General features: G+C 72.0%; 14 protein-coding genes and 1 pseudogene. 7 read left to right on the top strand and 8 right to left on the bottom strand.

Annotated elements, in window-relative coordinates; translation table 11 throughout:
• Positions 1 to 17 precede the first annotated feature (17 nt).
• Complete coding sequence (locus JIX56_RS12425; RefSeq protein WP_055512560.1) at positions 18 to 251, bottom strand: Lrp/AsnC family transcriptional regulator; 234 nt, start codon at positions 249 to 251, stop codon at positions 18 to 20.
• A gap of 227 nt (positions 252 to 478) precedes the next feature.
• On the opposite strand from JIX56_RS12425, the gene JIX56_RS12420 reads away from it, so the two are divergent.
• Positions 479 to 1,444 (top strand): thiamine-phosphate kinase, encoded by a 966-nt coding sequence (locus JIX56_RS12420; protein WP_257540164.1) that lies wholly within the window; start codon positions 479 to 481, stop codon positions 1,442 to 1,444.
• Positions 1,441 to 2,259 carry a bifunctional hydroxymethylpyrimidine kinase/phosphomethylpyrimidine kinase gene (gene thiD / locus JIX56_RS12415; RefSeq protein ID WP_257540162.1) on the top strand — a complete coding sequence of 273 codons (819 nt, stop codon included), beginning with the start codon at positions 1,441 to 1,443 and terminating at the stop codon, positions 2,257 to 2,259. The genes JIX56_RS12420 and thiD overlap by 4 nt, the downstream gene beginning before the upstream one ends.
• Before the next feature lie 87 nt (positions 2,260 to 2,346).
• On the opposite strand, the pseudogene JIX56_RS12410 reads toward thiD, so the two are convergent.
• Together JIX56_RS12410 and JIX56_RS12405 are read right to left on the bottom strand one after the other, a co-directional pair.
• Positions 2,347 to 2,913: pseudogene (locus tag JIX56_RS12410) on the bottom strand (NF041680 family putative transposase); the annotation flags it as partial.
• A gap of 333 nt (positions 2,914 to 3,246) precedes the next feature.
• A complete protein-coding gene (locus JIX56_RS12405; protein ID WP_257540160.1) occupies positions 3,247 to 4,005 on the bottom strand; it encodes a class I SAM-dependent methyltransferase in 759 nt (252 codons plus the stop codon).
• A gap of 406 nt (positions 4,006 to 4,411) precedes the next feature.
• Here JIX56_RS12405 and JIX56_RS12400 point away from each other — a divergent pair, with 406 nt between their 5' ends.
• Complete coding sequence (locus JIX56_RS12400; protein WP_257540158.1) at positions 4,412 to 4,747, top strand: SCO4225 family membrane protein; 336 nt, start codon at positions 4,412 to 4,414, stop codon at positions 4,745 to 4,747.
• 146 nt (positions 4,748 to 4,893) lie between these two features.
• Here the strand turns inward: JIX56_RS12400 and JIX56_RS12395 are convergent, their stop codons facing one another.
• The 3 genes from JIX56_RS12395 to rpmB form a co-directional block, all read right to left on the bottom strand.
• Positions 4,894 to 6,099 (bottom strand): FAD-dependent monooxygenase, encoded by a 1,206-nt coding sequence (locus JIX56_RS12395; RefSeq protein WP_257540156.1) that lies wholly within the window; start codon positions 6,097 to 6,099, stop codon positions 4,894 to 4,896.
• A 35-nt stretch (positions 6,100 to 6,134) separates the two neighbouring features.
• A complete protein-coding gene (locus JIX56_RS12390) occupies positions 6,135 to 9,356 on the bottom strand; it encodes a BTAD domain-containing putative transcriptional regulator (protein ID WP_257540154.1) in 3,222 nt (1,073 codons plus the stop codon).
• A gap of 110 nt (positions 9,357 to 9,466) precedes the next feature.
• Positions 9,467 to 9,652 carry a 50S ribosomal protein L28 gene (gene rpmB, locus JIX56_RS12385; RefSeq protein WP_003973430.1) on the bottom strand — a complete coding sequence of 62 codons (186 nt, stop codon included), beginning with the start codon at positions 9,650 to 9,652 and terminating at the stop codon, positions 9,467 to 9,469.
• Between the two features lie 255 nt (positions 9,653 to 9,907).
• Between rpmB and JIX56_RS12380 the strand changes: the two genes are divergently transcribed.
• Complete coding sequence (locus tag JIX56_RS12380) at positions 9,908 to 11,608, top strand: DAK2 domain-containing protein (RefSeq protein ID WP_257540153.1); 1,701 nt, start codon at positions 9,908 to 9,910, stop codon at positions 11,606 to 11,608.
• Positions 11,609 to 11,765: 157 nt separating this feature from the next.
• On the opposite strand, the gene JIX56_RS12375 is transcribed toward JIX56_RS12380, so the two are convergent.
• Together JIX56_RS12375 and JIX56_RS12370 are read right to left on the bottom strand one after the other, a co-directional pair.
• Positions 11,766 to 14,726, bottom strand: a complete 2,961-nt coding sequence (locus JIX56_RS12375) for a tetratricopeptide repeat protein (protein ID WP_257540151.1) — start codon at positions 14,724 to 14,726, stop codon at positions 11,766 to 11,768.
• On the bottom strand, positions 14,723 to 16,624 hold the full coding sequence (locus JIX56_RS12370) for an HSP90 family protein (RefSeq protein WP_257540149.1): 1,902 nt from the start codon (positions 16,622 to 16,624) through the stop codon (positions 14,723 to 14,725). The genes JIX56_RS12375 and JIX56_RS12370 overlap by 4 nt, the downstream gene beginning before the upstream one ends.
• A gap of 192 nt (positions 16,625 to 16,816) precedes the next feature.
• Between JIX56_RS12370 and JIX56_RS12365 the strand changes: the two genes are divergently transcribed.
• The 3 genes from JIX56_RS12365 (at position 16,817) to coaD (ending at position 21,317) form a co-directional block, all read left to right on the top strand.
• Positions 16,817 to 20,035 carry a helicase-related protein gene (locus JIX56_RS12365; RefSeq protein WP_257540147.1) on the top strand — a complete coding sequence of 1,073 codons (3,219 nt, stop codon included), beginning with the start codon at positions 16,817 to 16,819 and terminating at the stop codon, positions 20,033 to 20,035.
• A gap of 188 nt (positions 20,036 to 20,223) precedes the next feature.
• A complete protein-coding gene (gene rsmD, locus JIX56_RS12360; RefSeq protein ID WP_257540145.1) occupies positions 20,224 to 20,811 on the top strand; it encodes a 16S rRNA (guanine(966)-N(2))-methyltransferase RsmD in 588 nt (195 codons plus the stop codon).
• A 26-nt stretch (positions 20,812 to 20,837) separates the two neighbouring features.
• On the top strand, positions 20,838 to 21,317 hold the full coding sequence (gene coaD, locus JIX56_RS12355; RefSeq protein ID WP_257540143.1) for a pantetheine-phosphate adenylyltransferase: 480 nt from the start codon (positions 20,838 to 20,840) through the stop codon (positions 21,315 to 21,317).
• Positions 21,318 to 21,371 lie beyond the last annotated feature (54 nt).

Genomic DNA, 21,371 nt, shown 5'->3' with positions numbered 1-21,371 from the left:
CCAAGGGTAGACGGGGGCTACAGGTGCACGACCGGGCAGGTCAGGGTACGGGTGATGCCGTCCACTTGCTGGACCTTCGCGACCACCAGTCGGCCGAGGTCGTCGACGGTGTCGGCCTGGGCGCGCACGATGACGTCGTACGGACCCGTCACGTCCTCGGCCTGGATGACCCCAGGGATCTTGCTGATCGTGTCGGCGACGGTCGACGCCTTGCCGACCTCCGTCTGGATCAGGATGTACGCCTGTACCACGGAACCTCCAGGGCGGCCACGAGGATCATGTGGATCATGTCGGGAAAAGGAACGCCACGGTATCGCGTCGTCACGCGCCAGGGGGAGACCCCTGGAGGCCGCGCCGCACGCACCGGGGTGCGGGGACGACGGAAGTTGACGGTCCACTCGACCGTACCGAGGACGAGAACGGCCCGCGACCGGGCGCCTGTGACACTGGAAGCGGCACAAGAAGGGGCGATACGACGATGAAGGGCACCGTGGGAGAGCTGGGGGAGTTCGGGCTCATCAGGGAGCTCACCTCCCGGCTCACCACCACCCCGGCGGTCCGGGTCGGTCCCGGCGACGACGCCGCCGTGGTGGCCGCGCCGGACCGCAGGGTCGTGGCGAGCACCGACATCCTCCTCGAGGGGCGGCACTTCCGCCGCGACTGGTCCACGGCGTACGACGTGGGCCGCAAGGCGGCGGCGCAGAACCTCGCGGACATCGCCGCCATGGGCGCCGTACCCACCGCGCTGCTCCTCGGTCTGGTCGCCCCCGTCGAACTCCCGGTGACCTGGGCCACCGAGCTGATGGACGGCCTGCGCGACGAGTGCCAGGTGGCCGGCGCGGCCGTCGTGGGCGGTGACGTCGTCCGCGGTGACACCATCATGATCTCGATCACCGCGCTCGGTGATCTGCGCAACCACGAGCCCGTGACCAGGGGCGGAGCCCAGCCCGGCGATGTCGTGGCTGTCACCGGCTGGCTCGGCTGGTCCGCCGCCGGGCACGCGGTGCTCTCCCGCGGCTTCCGCTCGCCCCGCGCCTTCGTGGAGGCCCACCGGCGCCCCGAGCCGCCGTACCACGCGGGGCCGGCCGCCGCCTCCCTCGGCGCGACCGCGATGTGCGACGTCAGCGACGGGCTGATCGCGGATCTGGGGCACATCGCGGAGGCGAGCAAGTGCCGGATCGACATCCGCTCCGGCGCGATCGACATCCCGTCCCAGATGAACGACATCGGGCAGGCCGTCGGCGTCGACCCGATCCAGTGGGTGCTCACCGGCGGCGAGGACCACGCGATCGTGGCGACCTTCCCGCCGGACGTGAAGCTGCCCGCGCGGTGGAAGGTGATCGGCGAGGTCCTCAACCCGTCGGCGCTGCCCCAGGTGACCGTGGACGGGGCGCCCTGGACCAGCAAGGGCGGCTGGGACCACTTCGCGGACATCGAGTCATGAACCTCCCCAGGGTTCTGACGGTGGCGGGCTCCGACTCCGGCGGCGGGGCCGGCATCCAGGCCGACCTGAAGACGATGCTCGCGCTCGGGGTGCACGGCATGAGCGTCGTCACGGCCGTCACCGCGCAGAACTCCCTCGGCGTGCAGGGCGCTTGGGAGCTTCCGGTGGAGGCCGTCCGGGCCCAGTACCGCAGTGTCGTCGACGACATCGGCGTCCAGGCGGTCAAGACCGGCATGCTCGCCTCGGCCGAACTCGTCGAAGCCGTCGCCGAGTTGCTCGCCACCACCGGTACGCCGGTCGTCGTCGACCCGGTCGGCGTCTCCAAGCACGGCGACCCGCTGCTCGCCGCCTCCGCGCTGGACTCCGTACGGACGCGACTGCTGCCGGTGGCGACCGTGGCGACCCCCAACCTGGACGAGGTCGCCCAACTCACCGGCATCCAGGTCCAGTCGGAGGCCGGGATGCGTGAGGCGGCCGAGGCCTTGCTGGTGTACGGGCCCCGATGGGCGCTGATCAAGGGCGGGCACCTGTCCGGTGACGCGGGGCGGGTGGGAGGGGACCAGGCTGTGGACCTGCTCACCGACGGCTCCGAGGAACACTGGCTGCGGGCCCCCAGATACGACAACCGGCACACGCACGGCACGGGCTGCACCCTCGCCTCCGCGATCGCGTCGCAGCTCGCGAAGGGGCAGACCGTGCCGGAGGCGGTGGCGGCGGCCAAGGAGTACGTCACCGGGGCGATCGCCGCCGGGTTCGCGCTCGGCGGGGGCATCGGGCCCGTGGACCACGGCTGGGCCCTGAGGGCCCGTGGATGAACCCCCGTCGTCCGCCCGAAGGGCGGGCGTGCGTGCCGGAGGGCGGGGCGCAGGCGGGGGTTTGTCCACAGACCCTCACCTTGATCCTTAAGGTCTCGCCCGGTCGCGTTCGTAGAGGGTGCTGGGTCGTTTGATGGTTTTGCCCACGTCCTGGTAGGTGGCGGGGTGCCGGTTCTTGGAGCCGGGTGGGCGTCAGGGGCCTGCCCGGCTGGGTTTGGGCACCCGGGCCGGGCAGGGCAAGTGGGGCCGGAGGTGCCGGAAGCCGCGTCGGACGCGGGTCGGTGTGAGAACGGTGCCGGGGCGGGTGGTCTTCTCCCAGGGCTTGCGCACGTCGATGGTCAGCGGTGCGGCGAGGCGGAGTTGGGTGTGCGCGACGATGACGATCCAGGTCCAGCGGTCCGCCGCCTGCGGGTCGCGCATGCGGGGACGGGCCCAGCCGAGGGACTGCTTGAACAGGCGAAACGTGTGCTCCAGGTCGAATCTGCGCAGGTAGCTCGACCAGACGAAGTCGACGTCGGCCGGGCTTGCGCCGGTGGCGGAGGACCACAGCCAGACCGGTGGCGCCTCGCGGTCACGGGGCAGGTGATCGACCTCCAGCCGGATTAAGGTGCCCTCGACGACGGGGAGTTCGCTGTGGTGGTCGATCCAGGCGGAACCCACCCCTTGTCCCGCGCTCGTCGGAGGGTCCAGGATGACGAGGAATGCCCCCTCATGCCCTGTGGTCACTCCAAAGAGTGGCCACGGGACGACATCGGAGTTGAGGCGCGCGGTGACAGGCGTGGCTGGCGGCCGGGTCGTCCGTACGACTGGTTTCGTAAGCGAGAGTGAGCAACGTTTGTCGACGGTTTCGGGCAGCACTTAGTGATCAAGTGGCTCGGCAATGTCGATGAGAACTGACAACGCTCAGGGCCTGACGGTTCCGCAGCACTGTGGGTGTTCTGAGGTGACCTTGGTGGCGCTGAGGTGTCTGTGGGCGCTGGGTTCCGTTCAGGTGTGGGCGGTGGCTGATCGCACGACGGTCAGGCCGCACAGATATGGCTCGTCGAGCTCGCCTTCGGGGAAGATCCGAGCCAGTGCGGTGCGGTTCATGTCGAGGAGTTCGGCCCGCTCGACGGGGTCCATGACCGCGAAGTGCGAGTGGGTGGCGAGGTATCTGGTGTGCTCCTCGACGGTGATCCGGCGCGACCACGGGATCTCGCGGGTAACCACGTGGACCGGGAACGAGACGAGCAGCTCGGCCACGGTTGCCGGGTAGTTGCGGGTGAAGGGCGCGAGTCGGGCATCCTCCGCCGCGACCCACGGGACGCGGACGTCGGCCTGGTTCCACCACAGGGCCAGCACGCCGTGCGGGCGTAACACACGCAGCGCTTCGGGGACGGAGCGGGCCGGGTCGGTCCAGTGCCAGGCTTGGGCGTAGGTGATCACGTCGAACCTGTCGGCGGCGAATGGCAGGCGGTTCCCCTCGCCCCGCACCAGCGGGATCTCCGGCTCGGCCGCGCGCAGCCCGGCCGCCATACCGGCGCCCGGCTCCAGGGCGACGACGTGGGCGCCTCGTTCGCGCATCAGCCGAGTGGCGATGCCGGTGCCGGCTCCACAGTCCAGCACGTCGGCGCCGGCCAGCGGTCGGCCGGCGAGTTCCTCAACGGCGTCGAAGAGGGCCGACGGATAGTCCGGCCGGGTGGCAGCGTACTGAGTGGCAACAGTGTCGAAGGACAGGGCGCGGGCTTGGTTCGCGTGGGATGCCATGCCCGTGATCTTTCCGGGGGCGGAGAGGAGTTGTCAGCAGTGCACGGCGAGATCCGCGTCCAGCGCAAGCGATTGACCGGGCCCTGATGAGAGGCCATCGCACCCTCATCCCGCAGAGCACCGCCAGGCTCCCACCGCAAGGCCCCGAGTGTTGCCAGAACTCAGCAACACCGGCCTCCGGAGAAACGGGGCGTTCCCCGCTCTGAGCGACAAGTGGTGTCAGCTCCCACATACAAAACCAGTACGACCGAGGCGTGCACGTGCGGAAAGACATGACGGGCCAGCGTGGTGACCGTACGCAGAGGCGCCTGAGCTTCGTACGCAGTGAAGTGAGTACGCGTACCCATGCCACGGCCTCATGCTCTTCAGGAACATGAGGGACCACATCACCTGCCGGGGGAGCCTCATGATCGCGCGCAAGCTGTTTCGTATCGCCTTCGCCAACCCTCTTTCCGCCGTCTACCTGGGAGTTGTCGGAGCGGTCACGGTGTTCGAGGTAATCGCTGCCCTCATCGAGGGCCCCCAAGAATTCGCAGGGCTCTATGTCCTCATGGTGACCTCTCCCACGGCCCTGTTGCTCATGGAGTTCGCCGAGGCGATCGGCGGGTTCGCGAAGCCGTCCCAGGAACTCTCGGTCGTCATCCTGGCCGTCAGCGCCGTCCTTCAGTCCCTGACCCTGGGGCTGCTCTGGAAGCTCGTGCGCAGTGGGCGCGCAAAGCCGGGCCGTGTCCAGCACAGTTGAGCTGCCCCTGCCTGACCACGGTTTCGCAGAGCCCGAGCCTGTCTCCGAGGTGGCCGCGATCGGGTTCCCGGACAACAGGCAACAGATCCGCACGGCTGAGATTTGTTGGGACGCCTCACAGGTCGGCTGGTCGTTAAGGATCAAGCTCACCCGGGGTACTCCGGCAGCCTGATGTCGGTCGCCGACTTCTCGGTGAGTCGCTTGAAGAAGGCTGCCAGCGGGCGGGAGGCGAGCAGGCGGTACATACGGTCCCGGCTGCGGATCCGCCGCTCGGTGGGCGGCGCGAAGAACGGGCCCGCGTTGCCCGAGGTCTTCTGGCAGCCCTTGGCGAAGTCCCGGATCCGGCCCTCGTACGCGGCGAACGCCGTACGGTGATCCCCGCCCGCCAGGGCGAGTTCACCGGCCAGGACGTAGGCGCCGACGATCGCCACACCGGTGCCCATGCCACCCATCGTGGCGCCGTACCCCGCGTCCCCGAGCAGCGCCACCCGGCCCTTCGTGAGCCGGTCGACGTGGATCTGGGCGATCGCGTCGAAGTACAGGTCGTCGGCCGCCTCCAGCGCCTTGAGGACGTTCGGCCCCTCCCAGCCCATGCCCGCGAACCGCTCGGCGAGGATCCGCTTCTGCGCGGCGACGTCCCGGCGGTCGTACGACAGCCGCCCGGAGCGGAAGACCAGCAACGCGCCGGCGCGGTCCGGGTCGCCGTCGTAGTTGCCGAGGGCGATCGCGCGGCCGGGCTCGCTGTAGAGCCGGCCGGTGCGGTCCAGGCCCAGGTCGTTGGGGACGGCGAAGCCGGCCACGTAGTGGTCGAGGAAGCGCAGATGGCGGGACGCGTCGCCGAAGACGAGGGAGCGGGTGTGGGAGTGGAGGCCGTCCGCGCCGATCACCAGGTCGAAGCGGTGGGCCGGGCCCTTCTCGAAGGTGACGTCCACACCGTGCGGTGTGTCGGTGAGCGTGGCGATCGAGTCGCCGAACACGTACTCGACGTGGTCCCGGGTGCGTTCGTACATGATGCGGGCCAGCTCGCCGCGGAAGATCTCCACGTCGCCGCTCATCATCTCCGACGGCAGGTCCACCTTCGGGGAGCCGTCCGCGTCGACGACGATCTGCCGGCCCATGTGGGTCTGCCGGGCGTGGATCTCGTCCCAGATCCCCATCTCGGTCAGTACCTTCCGGTGCACGTGTCCCCGGAAGTCGACGGCGAAGCCGCCCGCGCGCAGGTCGGGCGCCTTCTCGACGACGGTGACCCGGGCGCCGTGGCGGACGAGGTTCAGGGCGAGGGCCGGACCGGCGACGCTGGCGCCGGAGATCAGGACGGTGAGGTGGCCGAGGTTGTACGTCGTGTTCGTCATGCACGGCAGCTTCGGCGGGACCGCTGACCGTCCCCCTACCGTTCGCTGACCGCCGTCGGCCCGAGGCGTCGGCCCTGCTCGAAGGCCTGGTCGTACGCGTCGGGCGACAGCCGCCCGCGTACGTCCCGCTCCGTGCGTACGACATCGGGGTCGCCCTCGACACGGGCGCCGCGCAGGGCCGTGGCCGCGCCCAGGAGTTCGGCGGCGCGCTCGGTGGACGGGGCGACGGAGGCCAGCGCTTCGGAGAGTTCCGCCCGCGCGAGGACGTCGGTGGAGTCCAGGGCGTGGGAGCCGGCCTGCGCGAACCAGTCGCGGGCCGCCTCGACGTCCCCCTCGGCGGCCGCCGTACGGCCGAGCCCGATGAGGATGCGTACCGTCTCGCCGACGCTGAACCAGTTCGCCGCACAGGCCTCCAGGGCGTTTTCGTAGTGCACGCGCGCGTGGGCCGTGTCTCCGGTGAGCCGGGCCAGGTCTCCGAGGCCCCGCCGGGCGCTTGCCACCTTGTCGTGCGCGCCGGCGGTACGGGCGAGCGCGGCCGAGCGGGTGTAGTGGGCGGCGGCCTCCTCGGCGTCGCCCCGGTGCAGCAGCACGGCCGCGCGGGTGCGGAGCAGGTCGGCGGTCTCCTCGGGTGCCTGAAGCTCCCGGACGTGCGCCAGGCCCTCGTCGAGCAGTTCCAGGGCGCGCCCGTGGTCGCCGCGCCAGTCGGCGAACGAGGCCAGCGGGTCCAGGCAGTTGGCCATGCCCCAGCGGTCGCCGGTCGCGCGGAAGCCGCCCAACGCGCGTGTGAAGGCCGCCTCCGCCGCGGCGGGGCGCCCCGCGAACATGTCCTGGTAGGCGAGGCCGACGTCCAGGAGCGCCCGGCCCCATGGATCGTCGCTCATCTGCACGGCCCGGATCTCCTCCTCCACGGAGAGGATCGGACCGCCGACGAGCGACCAGATGACCATGGTGGACGGCAGCCGCAACGGCTCCTCCAGCGCCCGCAGTACGGCCGCCACGCGCGCGAGGCGCGCGGGTTCGCCGGGGTCGTCACCGCGCCCGGCGACCGTGTTCATCACACACAGCGCGTACTCCTCGGCCAGCCCCGGGGGCGGTGTGTCGCCGACGGCCGCCAGCAGCGCGCGGGCGAGCGGTATGTGCTCGCCCTGGGGGCCGCGCAGCCGCCAGAACCACGACAGGGCGGCCATCAGCCGCAGGGCGTTCCCGGTGTCGGTGTGCGACAGATGGCGCAGGGCCGCGTCGAGATTGCCGTGCTCGACGGTCAGCCGGTCCAGCCAGGGCAACTGCCCGGCGCTCCGCAGGAACGGCTCCGCGCGCTCGGCCAGGGCCAGGAAGTACCCGGCGTGCGCGGCCCGCAGCCGCTCCGGATCGTCCTCCCCGGCGAGCCGCTCGGCGGCGTACGCGCGGATCGTCTCCAGCATCCGGTACCGCCCGTCGGCGACCTCCACCAGCGACTTCTCCACCAGCGAGGCCAGCAGATCCTCCGCGTAGGGCACCTCGCAAACGGCCTCGACCGCCTCTGCCGTCGCACCCCCGGAGAACACCGCCAGCCGCCGTGCCAGCTCCCGTTCGGCCTCGTCCAGCAGGTCCCAGCTCCACTCCACGACCGCTCGCAGCGTGCGGTGCCGGGGCGCCTTGGTGCGGTCGCCGCGCGAGAGCAGCCGGAAGGGGTCGGTGGTGTGGGCGCGGGCGGTCTCGGGCGCGGGCCCGTGGGGGCCCAGCCGCGCGCCCAGGCGGTCGGCGAGTTCGTCCACGGTCAGGGTGCGCAGCCGGGCGGCGGCCAGCTCGATGGCCAGGGGCAGCCCGTCGAGAGCGGCACAGATGTCGGCCACGCGCGCGTGCTCGTCGAGACCGGCCACGCGCGTGTGCTTCTCGACATGGGCCACGCGCGCGTGCTCGTCGGCACCGGCAACGCGCGCGTGCCCCTCGGAACCGGAACCGGAACCGGAATCGCCGATGCCGAGGTCGGGGCGTACGGCCCGTGCGCGGTCCAGGAACAAGTGGCCGGCGGGCTCCGGCGGCAGCGGTGGCACCGGCACGAGGACTTCACCGGTGATGCCGAGCGACTCCCGGCTGGTGGCGAGGACGCGGAGACCGGGGCAGCCGCCGAGCAGGAGCCCGACCACGTGGGCCGCCTCCTCGACCAGGTGCTCGCAGTTGTCGAGCACGAGCAGCAGTTCGCGCTCCTCCAGGGCGGCCAGCAGCCGTTCCGTGGCCTCCGTGCCGGGGTTCGCGGAGCCACGCAGACCTTCGCGCACGCCGAGTGCCGAGAGGATGGCGTACGGGATCTGCGCGCCGTCGCTCAGGGCCGCCAGCTCGGTCACGCAGACGCTCGCGGAGGAGTCCGCGTGGGCCCGTGCGGCCTCGATCGCGAGCCGGGTCTTGCCCGCCCCGCCGGGCCCGGTGAGCGTCACGAGGCGGGAGCCGGACGGACCGGAGCCGGCCAGGAGCGCGGCGATGCGCGTGAGTTCGGTCTCCCGGCCGATGAAACGGGTGAGTTGGGCCGGTACCCGGGGCCGGCGCGAGGCCGGGCCCTGCCCCCGCAGCAGGTCGAGGTGGAGCGCGGACAGCTCGGGCGACGGGTCGGCGCCCAGTTCGTCGGCGAGGGTGTGCCGGGCCTCCTCGTAGACGCCGAGCGCCTCGGCGGGACGCCCGCCCGCGTGGAGCGCCCGCATCAGCTGCCCGTACAGCCGCTCGCTCAGTGGGTGCGCGGCGAGCAGCGAGCGTACCTCGGGGACGAGTTCGGGGCCGCCGCCGAGCGCGAGGTCCGCCTCGATCCGGTCCTGTACGGCGGCCAGCCGCAGCTCGTCGAGGCGCGCGACCTCGGCGTACGCGTCCGGGAGGTCGGGCAGCGCGGGCCCGCGCCACAGGGCGAGCGCCTCCCGCAGCCGGGCCGCCGCCTGCGGATGGTCCCCGGCGGCGAGAGCGGACCGGCCCTCCCGGTACAGCCGCTCGAAGAGCTGGGCGTCGACGGCGTCCGGCGGGACGGCGATGCGGTAACCGGCGGGTGTGGCCTCGATCTCCGGGTGCGGACCCAGGCGCCTGCGCAGCCGGGAGATCTGCGACTGGAGCGCGTTGGCGGCTCCGGCGGGCGGCTCGGCGCCGTACAGGCCGTCGGTCAGGCGTTCGACGGAGACGGTGCGGCCCGCGTCGAGGAGCAGCAGCGTCAGCAGGGCGCGGGGCCGGGGGCCGCCGGGATGCAGCGAGGTGCCGTCGTCGGTGCGTATGTCGAGGGGACCCAGGATGCCGAACCGCATGGCCGGAGTCTGACAGGTCGCCTGGTTGTCAGGTACAGCAAAAAGCCGGTCCACCCAGGTGGACCGGCTCGATGCAGCGAACCAGCAGTGGCCGCGCGCTTAGCTGAGCGTCAGCGCGAGACCTTGCCGGCCTTGATGCACGAGGTGCAGGCGTTGACGCGCTTCGGCGTCCCGCTGACCACGGTACGGACGCGCTGGATGTTCGGGTTCCAGCGACGGGACGTACGGCGGTGCGAGTGCGAGATGTTGTTGCCGAAGCCCGGCCCCTTGCCGCAGACGTCGCAGTTGGCAGCCACGGGTCACTCCAAAGACTTCAGATGCACTAACGGTTGATCCCGGCAGGCCGGGATCGCGATCATGGGATCAGAGACCTGAGTGGCTTTGCCGGGGGAGAGCCCGATGTGGATCGGGCAACCGGAGCAGCATACAACGGCTGCGCCGGTACAACGAAACTACCATGGCTGCTCAGGGACCCTGCCCCCGTCCTCTTCCGGTGGACACCCCTCCAAGGTCTACTCTGCGTCCCAGTCCAGCAGCTCAAGGAGGCGCAGGTGCCGCAGGTGCCGCAGACATTCTTCGATGCTCTCGCGGTGCGCACCTGGTGCGGACTCGCGCTGGCGGCGCTGGGACGCGCGCGCGAGGAGATCGACGCCATCAACGTGTACCCGGTGGCCGACGGCGACACCGGCACGAACCTCTACCTGACCATGGAGTCGGCCGTGGCGGCCGTCGAGGCCGTGTTCGCGGGCCACGAGGCCGGCGGCCCGCCCACCGGCGGCCCGCCCACCAGTAAGGGGAAGCCCACGCTCGCCGAGGCCGCGCGGGCCATGGCGCACGGCGCGCTGATAGGGGCCCGGGGCAACTCCGGGACGATCCTCGCCCAGCTCCTGCGCGGTATGGCCCAGGTGCTCGCCGACGACAGCGAGGCGGCCCACACCGACGGCCAGGGCCTCCGGCTCGCGCTCCGGCACGCCGCCGACTCCGCCCGCGACGCCGTCGCCCACCCCGTCGAGGGCACCGTCCTCACGGTCGCCTCCGCGGCGGCCGAGGCGGCCACCGACGCCGAGGGCGACTGCGGCACGGTCGCCCGCGCGGCCTACGAGGGCGCCGGTACGGCCCTCGCGGCGACCCCCGACCAACTGGCCGCCCTGGCCCGCGCCGGCGTCGTGGACGCGGGCGGACGGGGCCTGGTGGCGGTGCTCGCGGCGCTGGTGGAGACGTTCACGGGGGAGGCGCCCAGGGCGGTCGCCGTTTCCGGTGTGCACGCGCGCGTGCGCGATGCCGCAGCCGCCGTCGACCCGGTGGCCGAGGTGTGCGGGGCGGGCGGGCCCGCCTTCGAGGTGATCTACCTCCTGGAGGCGGAGGACGCGGCCGTGGCCCGGCTGCGGCGGCGGCTCGACGCGCTGGGCGACTCACTGGTGGTGGTCGGCGGGGACGGGCTGTGGAACGTCCATGTGCACGTCGACGACGCCGGGGCCGCCGTGGAGGCCGGGGTCGAGGCCGGGCGGCCGTACCGGATCCGGGTCACGCACTTCGGGGCCGAGGACGCGCACATGACCGGTGAGGCCGGTCGGCAGCCGCGCGAGCGCGCCCAGCGGGCCGTCGTGGCCGTCGTGCCGGGGGAGGGGCTGGCCGGGCTGTACACCGAGGCCGGCGCCACCACGGTTCTGGCCCGCCCCGGGGAGCCGCCCGCCAGCGGGGAGCTCGTGGAGGCCGTTCGGCGGGCCCACGCGCGCGAGGTGGTGCTGCTGCCCAACGACGCGGACCTCCGTCACACGGCGGCCGCCGCGGCCGAGCAGGCCCGCGCCGAGGGTGTCCGGGTCGCCCTCATCCCCACCCGCTCGGCCGTCCAGGGCATCGCCGCCCTCGCCGTCCACGAGCCCGACCGCCGCTTCGACGAGGACGTCGTCTCCATGACCTCCGCCGCCGGAGCCACCCGCTACGCCGAGGTCGTCATCGCCGAGCGCCAGTCCTGGACCATGGCCGGCATCTGCCAGGCCGGCGACGTCCTCGGCCTCATCGACGGCGACGTCGCGGTCATCGGCTCGGACGTCACGCTGACCGCGGCGGCGGTGGTCGACCGAATGCTGGCCGCCGGCGGCGAAATGGTCACCCTGGTGCTCGGCGACGAGGCCCCCGCCGGCGTCGTGGACCACGTGGAGACGAGAGTGCGGGAGTCGTACCTGGCGGTGGACACGGTGGTGTACCGGGGCGGGCGGCAGGGGGCGTTGCTGCTGATCGGCGTGGAGTAGGACGTGACTCGGGGCTCCGCGCCCTGAAAGGGGCGCGGGGAACTGTGCGAGCAACCACGACGAACCCGCGGCCGGGGGTCGAAGGGGCGCAGCCCCTGGGGGATGAGAAGGGTAGGGGCGGCGGGGGCGAAACCCGGAAGCGCGCCCCCACCTCGCCTCAGCCCTCGCCCAGCGCCTCCGCCACCTCCAGCAACCGCTCCGCCTCCGCCCGCCGCGCCCCCGCCGTCTCGTCGTCCCGCCCGGCGAACGCGGACAGCACACCCCGCGCCCGCCCCGAAGCGGCGGCACCCCGCCGCAGATCGGCCTCCAGCCATCCCGCGGCGAGTTCCGCGGCGGTACGCGCGTCGAGGAACTCCGCCCCGAGGGAGGCGTAGGCGGAGACCGCCCGCTCGACGAACCCGAGCGCCTCCTCGAAGACCGGCCGGAAGGAGGCGAGTTCCGCGTCCTCGGCCACGGAGCGGGCGAGCAGGTCGCCGAACTGCCGACAGGTCTCACCGAGTTCGGCGACTATCCGCCGCCGGTTCTCCTCACCGGTCACATCGGACAGCGCCGCCTCGCAGCCCACCACGGCGTCGCCCATCAACTCCCGTGCCTCGTCCAGAGCCGACGGCTTCGCACCCTCGCGCCCCTCCCGCGCCGCGTACCAGGCCCGCGCCCGCAGCGCCCGTACATACCCGTGGACGTTCCCCAGCTCGCCCCAGAGATCGACGGCGCGCGCGTACGCCCGGTCGGAGTCGGCGGGCAGCCCCGCGCGGGCGAGGGCCTCGGCGGCGAGATGCGCGAGCATGGCGTGGTCGCGCTGCTCGGGCCACAGCCGGGCGATGTCGGCGGCCCGCAGCCACCGTTCGGCGGCCTCACGGTGCTCACCCAGCTCGGTGTGGCAGTCGCCGAGCCACCACAGGGTCTGGGCCACGGCCCCGTCGCCGTGCGTCTCGGCGGTGAGATCCGGCAGAGCCGACTCCAGCACCTCGGCCGCCTCCGCCCAGCGCCCCAGCCGCAGCAGGAGCCCGCCGAGCAGATGCCGGGCCCAGGCGCCGAGGGTCGGGCCCTCGCCCGCCTCGTCGGCCCAGTGCGCCGCCTCCAGGGCGTGCTCCGCGGCCTGCTCGATCCGCTCGTCGGCGCCGAGGAGTTCGGCCAGCTGAAGGTGCAGCTGGGCGTGGCCCAGCGGCTCCAGGTCCGACCCGCCGTGCTCCAGCGCCGCCCGAGCCGCCCGCTCGGCGGTCTCCAGGTCTCCGAGATGCTGCGCGACCCCGGCGAGCCGCGCCTCGTACTGCACCGCGAACCACGGCAGCCCGGCCGCCACATACCGCTCCGCGGCCTCCGCGAACAGCCCGGCGGCGGCCTGCGCGTCCCCGCCGTGCGCGGCCAGCTCCCCGAGCATCGCCCGCGCCTCCGCGGCCCGCGAGGCCAGCCGTATGTCTTCCTCCCGGCGTGGCTCGACGAACTCCGCCAGCTCCCGCACGGCGGCCTCGGCGAGGGCCGCCGCACCGGCGTCCTCCGTCTCGTGCGTCCGCTGCACGAGGATCCGCGCCCGCCCCACCAGCACGGACGCCGTCTGCCGTACGCCCGTCCCGCCCTCCGCCCAGAGGACGAGGATCTTCTCGTACGGCTCGGAGATCAGCTCCAGGGCCGCATCCGGGTGGCCCGTCAGGGCATGGACGTTCGCCCCACGCGCGCGTGCCGCCAGGGCCTCGCCCGGGTCGCCGGCCTCCTCGTACAGCTCGGCCGCCCGTTCGAAGAGGGCACGGCCCTCAGGGCCGAGGCCGATCGCCTCGTGGTCGACGATCTCCGCGCGGTCCCAGGCGTCGAGCTCCGCGCCCTCGGCCTCGGCGGTACGCGCCACGGCGGCCCAGGCGTCGACGGAGCCGGGATGCAGGGACGCGGAGAGCCGCCTCGCCTCGGCGAGGAGCGCGGGCAGGTCGTCCGGGGCCGCAGCGGCTTCCCACCGCTCGACGGCGGCGGGCGGCCGGGGCGCCGGCACCGCAACGACGGACCGCGTGGAGCGCACTCCCAGCGGCAGCCGGTCCAGCAGCGGCGACCGGTCCATCCGCTCCCGGACATGCGTGCTGACGTACGCCGTGCCGTTGCGCTCGTCGAAGAGCGCGGCGAGGGAAAGGGCCTCCTCGCGCGCGTGCGTGGCCAGTTCGCGGGCGGTCCAGGTACGGCCGGCGGGGCCGGGGACGGTTTGATCGCCAAACCCACGTGCCGTGAGACGGCCCATGAGCAGGGCCACCACACTCATGAAGTCCAGCTTGCTGCGCGGGTCCCCCGAGTCCGTGAAGTACGCCGGACGCTCGGCCAGCAGCTCCAGGCCGCGCGCCTCGTTGCCGGTCAGGGCACAGAACTCCACGTGGTCCGCGTACGCGCCCCGCATGCTCTCCATGGCCCGCACCAGCCGGAAACCGCGCAGATGGTGGGCCCGGGCCTCCTCCGGGCGCCCCAGGCGCAGCAGGGGCACCAGGGAGGACGCCAGGACGGTGTGCGGCTCGTGGGCGCACGTGTACTCGCCCTCCAGGACGGGCGCCCACAACTGAAGCGCCTCCGCGTCCTCGCGCCGCCGGGCCTGCCACCAGCCCTGGCCGTGCAGCTCGCACGCGAGACAGTCGGCCATGGAGTCCCGGTCGGCGGCCAGCCACGCCCCGTACGCCCGCTCGGCCCGCGCCAGGTCACCGATGTGCGCGGCCACACTGAACTCGGCGCTGCGCACCGCCCGTTCCGAGTGCCCGGCGAGCCGGTAGCGGTGCTCCATCTCACCGAGCCACTTCTCTATGGAGGCGAGCGGGATGTGCGGCTGGTTCAGCATGCCGGCCGACATCCACTTGAACACCCAGTGCAGGGAGTGGATCTCGTACTCGTCGAAGTCCTCCGGGCGCTCGTCCCACATGCGCAGCAGCCGCGCGAAGGGGACGAACATCTTGTCCTTCTCGGAGCTGTAGTTGTAGACCTTCAGCTGGTGCCCGAGTGCCTCGATCACGGCCAGCGGGACGTTCAGCTTCTCGGCCTCCACGAGCAGCAGCTCCGCGCGCGCGTTGCGCGCCGGGCCCTCCGGCTGCTCGTAGTTCTCCGCCATGGCGCGGCGCAGCTCGTCGAAATCCGTGATGTCGGTGAACTGGCTCATCCGCGGTCGCCCTCCCCGAAACCAGGACCGGAACCGGATCCCGAGCCCGGCCCGGACCCGGACTCGGTGTGCGTGGCCCACTCCAGCAGGCCGATGAACGCGCGGTTCAGGAGCGCCGAGTCGGCGGGCCTGAGCGGCCGCTGGGCCATCAGCAGGGCCTGCCCGTACAGGGACTCCGTGGCCGTGCCGATCAGCTCCCGGTCGGTCAGGGAACTGATCCGCCGGATCAGCGGGTTGAGATGGTTGAGCACCAGCCGCGCGCGCGGGGCACTGCCCCGCAACGAGCCCAGGATGCCCGCCCACAGGTCGTCGGCCTGCTCCTCCGCCTCCGCGCGGGCCTGCTCGTGCCGGGAGGACCGGTCGTCCAGGTGCAGCGCGGGCACGGACAGCGGATGGAAGGCCCGCAGCACGACATCGCACCCCAGGGGGTCGAGTCTGGCCCGCGCGGCCGACAGGAAGCCCGCCAGCGCCAGCTCCACGTCCGGGTCCAGCGTGTCCAGGTGTGCGGTCACCGTGTCGGCGTCCAGCTCGGCGACCACTGTCCCGGGGCGCACCGACGGCAGCGCCTCGACCAGCTCGCTGTCGTACGTGTAGCCGCCGTTGACCACCCCGACGCCCTGCGCGGACGCGATCGGCGCGACCTGGCGGTACTCCTCGACGGTCCGTGTGAAATGCACCACCGGGTGCCGCTGCGCGAACTCCTCCAGGGACAGCCGCCCGTCGGTCGTCTCGAAGGGGAGCCACGGCAGCATCGTGCGCAGCATCTCCTTGTCGTGCCGCGCCAGGGACTTGACCCCCAGATAGTGCACCGACAGGAAGGCCGCCAGCCGCTCCGGATCACCGGCGGCGAGCCCGGTGAGCCAGCCGCGAATCCTTTCGCCCAGCGCCTCCCGTACGGCCGCCAGCGTCTCGTCCTCGTACAGCGACTCCCGCGACGCCGTGGGCCGCAGACTGTCCGTGTCGAGGACGCAGCGCACGAAGAACGCCCAGTCCGGCAGCAGCTGTTCGGCCCGCTCGGTGAGCAGCATGCCCTTCAGATGCACCCGGTGACTCGCCCTCTGGGCCGGGCTGACGGCGGACGGCAGGACGTACGCCACGCCCCGGATCCCCGCCAGCGGCACGTCCAGCTCGATCGAGTCCAGCGGCGTGAACCCGAACAGGTCGTGACAGTGCCGGGCCAGGGCCACCCTGCGGGTGGCGGGGGAGGGGTACGCGCGGTCCCACGGCGCCGGCAGGTCGGTGACCGCCTCGTCGCCCACCCGGACGTCGTACGGCAGCAGCGCCCCGAAGTCCCGCGCCAGCGTCAGCACGCGCGCGGGGGAGAGCCATTCCGCCGCCCCGGGCCGCGCCACGAGATGCACGGTCGTGCCCGGCTCGGGACGGGCCTCGTCGGGCAGCGTCCGCACGGTGTACGAGCCGTCGTCGGCCGCCGTCCACTCCACGGGCGGCGCGTGCGGCGTCCGGGCGCTGCGGCTGACCACGCGGATGCGCTCGGCGACCACGAAGCACGCCAGCAGCCCGATGCCGAACTGCCCCAGAAAGTCCGAGCGGACCTCCTGGATGCCACCGTCGTCGCGCTTGGAACTCCGCCCGATCGTGGCGAGCAGGTTGTGCACATCGGCCTCGGTGAGCCCGATGCCGGAGTCCTCCACCCGCAGCGCGCCGCCCTCGGCGAACAGCCGCACCCGGGCGGGCGCGTCGGGCTGCTCGGCCCGCCGCGCGGTGATCGCGTCCACCGCGTTCTGCAGCAGCTCGCGCAGATAGACCTTCGGACTGGAGTAGAGGTGGTGCGAGAGCAGATCCACCAGGCCACGCAGATCGACCTGGAACGTATGAGGCGATTGGGGTGACTGAGATGTCCGGGGTGCCTGGGATGACTGTGAGGTCATTGAATCCATCGTCGCAGCGCCGGTGGGATGGGATTCTGGCGACGGCGGCGGGGTCGGGCGGTCCCGGGAGACGGTGACCGCGGACGGGAGGCGGTACGGACCCTGACACGGGCCCGGGAGTGCGTCATCCTAGGCGCGAACGACCCGTCTGACCAGCGGATTTCAAGGACGTATACGGGATTGTCAGTCCCGTGGTGTGCAATGGATCTCGTGCCCGCGCTCGAAGAACCGCTCAAGAACACGCTCGGCGCCGCCACCGCGAAGGTGATGGCCGAGCATCTCGGCCTGCACACCGTCGGCGACCTGCTGCACCACTACCCCCGCAGGTACGAGGAGCGGGGGCAGCTCACCCACCTCGCCGACCTGCCCATGGACGAGCACGTCACGGTGGTCGCCCAGGTCGCCGACGCCCGCCTGCACACCTTCGCCTCCGCCAAGGCCCCCCGGGGCAAGGGCCAGCGCCTCGAAGTGACCATCACGGACGGCAGCGGCCGCCTCCAGCTCGTCTTCTTCGGCCACGGCGTGCACAAACCCCACAAGGAGCTCCTCCCCGGCACCCGCGCCCTCTTCGCCGGCAAGGTCTCCGTCTTCAACCGCCGCCTCCAACTGGCGCACCCGGCCTACGAACTCCTGCGCGGCGAGGACGTCACGGAGACCGTCGACACCTTTGCCGGCGCCCTCATCCCGATCTACCCGGCCACCGCCAAGCTGGAGTCCTGGAAGATCGCCAAGGCCGTCCAGACGGTCCTCCCGAGCGCCCAGGAAGCCGTCGACCCCCTCCCCGACTCCCTCCGGGAGGGCCGAGGACTGGCCACCCTCCCCGAAGCCCTCCTGAAGATCCACCGCCCGCACACCAAGGCGGACATCGAGTCCGCCCGCGACCGCCTCAAGTGGGACGAGGCCTTCGTCCTCCAGGTCGCCCTGGCCCGCCGCCGCCATGCCGACGCCCAACTCCCCGCCGTGGCCCGCAAACCCACCCCCGACGGCCTCCTCAGCGCCTTCGACGCCCGCCTCCCCTTCACTCTCACCGACGGCCAGCGGAAGGTCTCCAAGGAGATCTTCGACGATCTCGCCACCGAACACCCGATGCACCGGCTGCTCCAGGGTGAGGTCGGCTCGGGCAAGGCCCAGCCGCTCGACTCGTTGGTGCTCACTCCTGCCGGTTTCCGCAGGATGGGGGACTTGGGCGTGGGGGACGAGGTTGTCGTGCCCGACGGGGAGATCGCGCTGATCGACGGCGTCTTCCCGCAAGGAGAGCGCGATGTCTGGCGGCTGGTGCTGTCCGACGGCAGCTCTGTCGAGTGCGACGACGAGCATCTTTGGATCGTCGACACGGGCGGTGGGCGGTACGGAGGGCAGGAACCCAAGGTCATGACCACGCGAGAGATCCGTCTCGACACCTTGGAGGCGAACGGATCCTCGAAGTGGTACATCCCGGCCGCAACCCCCGTCGACCTCGGAGCCGATTCAGGGCTGCCGCTGGATCCCTACCTGTTCGGCCTCCTCCTGGGAGACGGCTCGTTCCGCCACCATCTGCGTTTCTCCACGATCGACGAGGAGATTCGAGATGCCGTGTCAGCCGCGGTCGCGCCCGAATGCCGGCTGGTGCCGATAGAGGGCTCCAGCCGCGACTACACGATCGAGCTGACGCAATGTGCTGAGGGCGCCCGCAATCCCGTGATCCAGACGCTGCGAGACCTGCACCTGTGGGGCCTCACGGCACAGGGGAAGTTCGTGCCGGACGACTTCAAGAACACGTCGGTCAAGAACCGGCTGGCCCTGCTGCAAGGCCTGCTGGACACGGATGGCACCGTCCAGGCGGACGGCCTCGGCATCTCGCTCCGTTCGGCCTCGCGCAGGCTCGCGGACGACGTCGCCTGGCTCGTGCGATCGCTGGGCGGCCGCGCACGAGTGCTGTCCGAGCGAGCCGCTTTCGATGTCTCGGTCGCCCTGCCTGAGGAACACGCGCCGTTCCGGCTGACCCACAAGGCCGACCGCGTACGGGCCCGGCCGACATACGACACGTTTCGACGCGGAATCCGGGCCGTCGAGCATGTGGGGCGCAAGCCGGTCCAGTGCATCAGCGTCGCCCACCCGAGTCACGCCTACGTCACCGACAACTTCACGGTCACCCACAACACCATGGTGGCGCTGCGCGCGATGCTCGCCACGGTCGACGCGGGCGGTCAGGCCGCGATGCTCGCGCCCACCGAGGTGCTCGCTCAGCAGCATCACCGGTCGGTCACCGAGATGATGGGGGAGCTGGCCGAGGGCGGGATGCTGGGCGGGGCCGAGCACGCCACCAAGGTGGTGCTGCTCACCGGGTCGATGGGCGCCGCGGGACGCCGGCAGGCGCTGCTGGACCTGGTCACCGGCGAGGCCGGAATCGTCATCGGCACACATGCGTTGATCGAGGACAAGGTGCAGTTCCACGACCTGGGCCTGGTCGTCGTGGACGAGCAGCACCGCTTCGGCGTCGAGCAGCGCGACGCCCTGCGCGGCAAGGGCAAGCAGCCGCCCCACCTCCTCGTCATGACGGCCACCCCCATCCCGCGCACGGTCGCCATGACCGTCTTCGGTGACCTGGAGACCTCGGTCCTCGACCAACTCCCCGCCGGCCGCTCACCCATCGCCAGCCATGTCGTCCCGGCCGCCGACAAGCCCCACTTCCTCGCCCGCACCTGGGAACGCGTCCGCGAGGAGGTGGAGAACGGCCACCAGGCGTATGTCGTCTGCCCCCGCATCGGGGACGAGGAGGAGGACCCGAAGAAGGCGAAGAAGAGTCCCGAGGACGACGCCGAGAAGCGCCCGCCCCTCGCCGTCCTCACCGTCGCCGACCAACTCGCCAAGGGCCCCCTCCAGGGCCTCAAGGTCGAGGTCCTGCACGGCCGAATGCACCCCGACGACAAGGACGCGGTCATGCGCCGCTTCGCCGCCGGCGAGACCCATGTCCTGGTCGCCACCACGGTCATCGAGGTCGGCGTCAACGTCCCGAACGCCACCGCCATGGTGATCATGGACGCCGACCGCTTCGGTGTCTCCCAGCTCCACCAGCTCCGCGGCCGGGTGGGCCGAGGCTCCGCCGCGGGCCTGTGCCTCCTGGTCACCGAGATGCCGGAGGCGAGCGCCGCCCGCCAGCGCCTCAACGCCGTCGCCTCCACCCTCGACGGCTTCGAACTCTCCCGCATCGACCTCGAACAACGCCGCGAGGGCGACGTCCTCGGCCAGGCCCAGTCCGGCGCCCGCACCAGCCTCCGCATGCTGGCCGTCATCGAGGACGAGGAGATCATCGCGGAGGCGAGGGAAGAAGCGGCGGCGGTCGTGGCGGCCGACCCGGACCTGGAGCACCTACCGGGCATGCGCACGGCCCTGGACGCCTTGCTGGACGAGGAGAGGGAGCAGTACCTGGACAAGGGCTAGGAAGCAGTTCCTGGCCAAGGCTGAGGGCGGTGCGTCTGAAACGGGGCCGAGGACCACCGCGCCCTGAAGGGGCGCGGGGAACTGCGCGAGCAACCACGACGAACCCGCAGCCGTCCAAGACGCAGAGCACCCCCTACGTCCGACTGCCAAACTGGACCCGTGACCACGCCCTCGAACAAGGACCCAAGATGACCCGCGTGATCGCCGGCACAGCCGGCGGACGCCGCCTCGCCGTCCCGCCGGGCAACCGCACACGCCCCACCTCCGACCGCGCACGCGAGGGCCTCTTCTCCACCTGGGAATCCCTCCTCGGCGGCCCCCTGGCCGGCGAACGCGTCCTCGACCTGTACGCCGGATCGGGCGCGGTGGGCCTGGAGGCCCTCTCCCGCGGCGCCGCCCACACCCTCCTCGTAGAGGCCGACGCCCGCGCCGCCCGAACGGTCCGCGCCAACGTCACATCGCTCGGCCTGCCCGGCGCCGAAGTGAGGTCGGGCAAAGCGGAGCAGATCATCCAGGGCCCGGCGCCGGAAGCGCCGTACGACCTCGTCTTCCTCGACCCTCCGTACGCCGTCTCGGACGACGATCTTCGGGAGATCCTGCTCACACTCCGTACCGGGGGCTGGCTAGGCGAGGAAGCCCTCGTCACCGTGGAGCGCAGCACCAGAGGCGGCGCATTCGTCTGGCCGACCGGTTTCGAAGCGATCAGGGCCCGTCGCTACGGCGAGGGAACGTTTTGGTACGGTCGCGCCGCCTCTACGTGCGAAGACGCACGATGACCGGACCGGAGAGCGAGGGATCGCAAGTGCGCCGTGCCGTATGTCCCGGGTCGTTCGACCCCATCACCAACGGGCACCTCGACATCATTGGCCGCGCCTCCAAGCTGTACGACGAGGTCTACGTCGCGGTGATGATCAACAAGTCGAAGAAGGGCCTCTTCGAGGTCGAGGAGCGGATCGAGCTGATCCGCCAGGTCACCAGCGAGTACGCCAACGTACGGGTGGAGGCCTTCCACGGCCTGCTCGTCGACTTCTGCAAGCAGCGCGACATCCCCGCCATCGTCAAGGGCCTGCGCGCGGTCAGCGACTTCGACTACGAGCTGCAGATGGCCCAGATGAACATCGGCCTGTCGGGCGTGGAGACCCTCTTCGTCCCCACCAACCCCACCTACAGCTTCCTGTCGTCCTCCCTGGTCAAGGAGGTCGCGACCTGGGGCGGCGACGTCTCCCACCTGGTGCCCCCGCTCGTCCTCGAAGCCCTCGGCGAGCGTTTGAAGCAGGACTGAGCGGACGAAGGTCCCCGGCTGGCCGTACAGTCGACCCGACCGTCTCCAACCCAG

This window comes from Streptomyces sp. CA-210063 (assembly GCF_024612015.1).
Taxonomy (GTDB): Bacteria; Actinomycetota; Actinomycetes; order Streptomycetales; family Streptomycetaceae; genus Streptomyces.
This window is presented reverse-complemented; position numbering and strand designations above follow the sequence as displayed.

Excerpts from the sequence above, each read along its gene's own strand:
- JIX56_RS12375 (WP_257540151.1), bottom strand. The coding sequence starts at position 14,726 with ATGAGCCAGTTCACCGACATCACGGATTTCGACGAGCTGCGCCGCGCC.
- JIX56_RS12365 (WP_257540147.1), top strand. The coding sequence starts at position 16,817 with ATGGATCTCGTGCCCGCGCTCGAAGAACCGCTCAAGAACACGCTCGGC.
- JIX56_RS12400 (WP_257540158.1), top strand. The coding sequence starts at position 4,412 with ATGATCGCGCGCAAGCTGTTTCGTATCGCCTTCGCCAACCCTCTTTCC.
- JIX56_RS12390 (WP_257540154.1), bottom strand. The coding sequence starts at position 9,356 with ATGCGGTTCGGCATCCTGGGTCCCCTCGACATACGCACCGACGACGGC.
- JIX56_RS12395 (WP_257540156.1), bottom strand. The coding sequence starts at position 6,099 with ATGACGAACACGACGTACAACCTCGGCCACCTCACCGTCCTGATCTCC.
- thiD (WP_257540162.1), top strand. The coding sequence starts at position 1,441 with ATGAACCTCCCCAGGGTTCTGACGGTGGCGGGCTCCGACTCCGGCGGC.
- JIX56_RS12370 (WP_257540149.1), bottom strand. The coding sequence starts at position 16,624 with ATGGATTCAATGACCTCACAGTCATCCCAGGCACCCCGGACATCTCAG.
- JIX56_RS12420 (WP_257540164.1), top strand. The coding sequence starts at position 479 with ATGAAGGGCACCGTGGGAGAGCTGGGGGAGTTCGGGCTCATCAGGGAG.
- JIX56_RS12405 (WP_257540160.1), bottom strand. The coding sequence starts at position 4,005 with ATGGCATCCCACGCGAACCAAGCCCGCGCCCTGTCCTTCGACACTGTT.
- rsmD (WP_257540145.1), top strand. The coding sequence starts at position 20,224 with ATGACCCGCGTGATCGCCGGCACAGCCGGCGGACGCCGCCTCGCCGTC.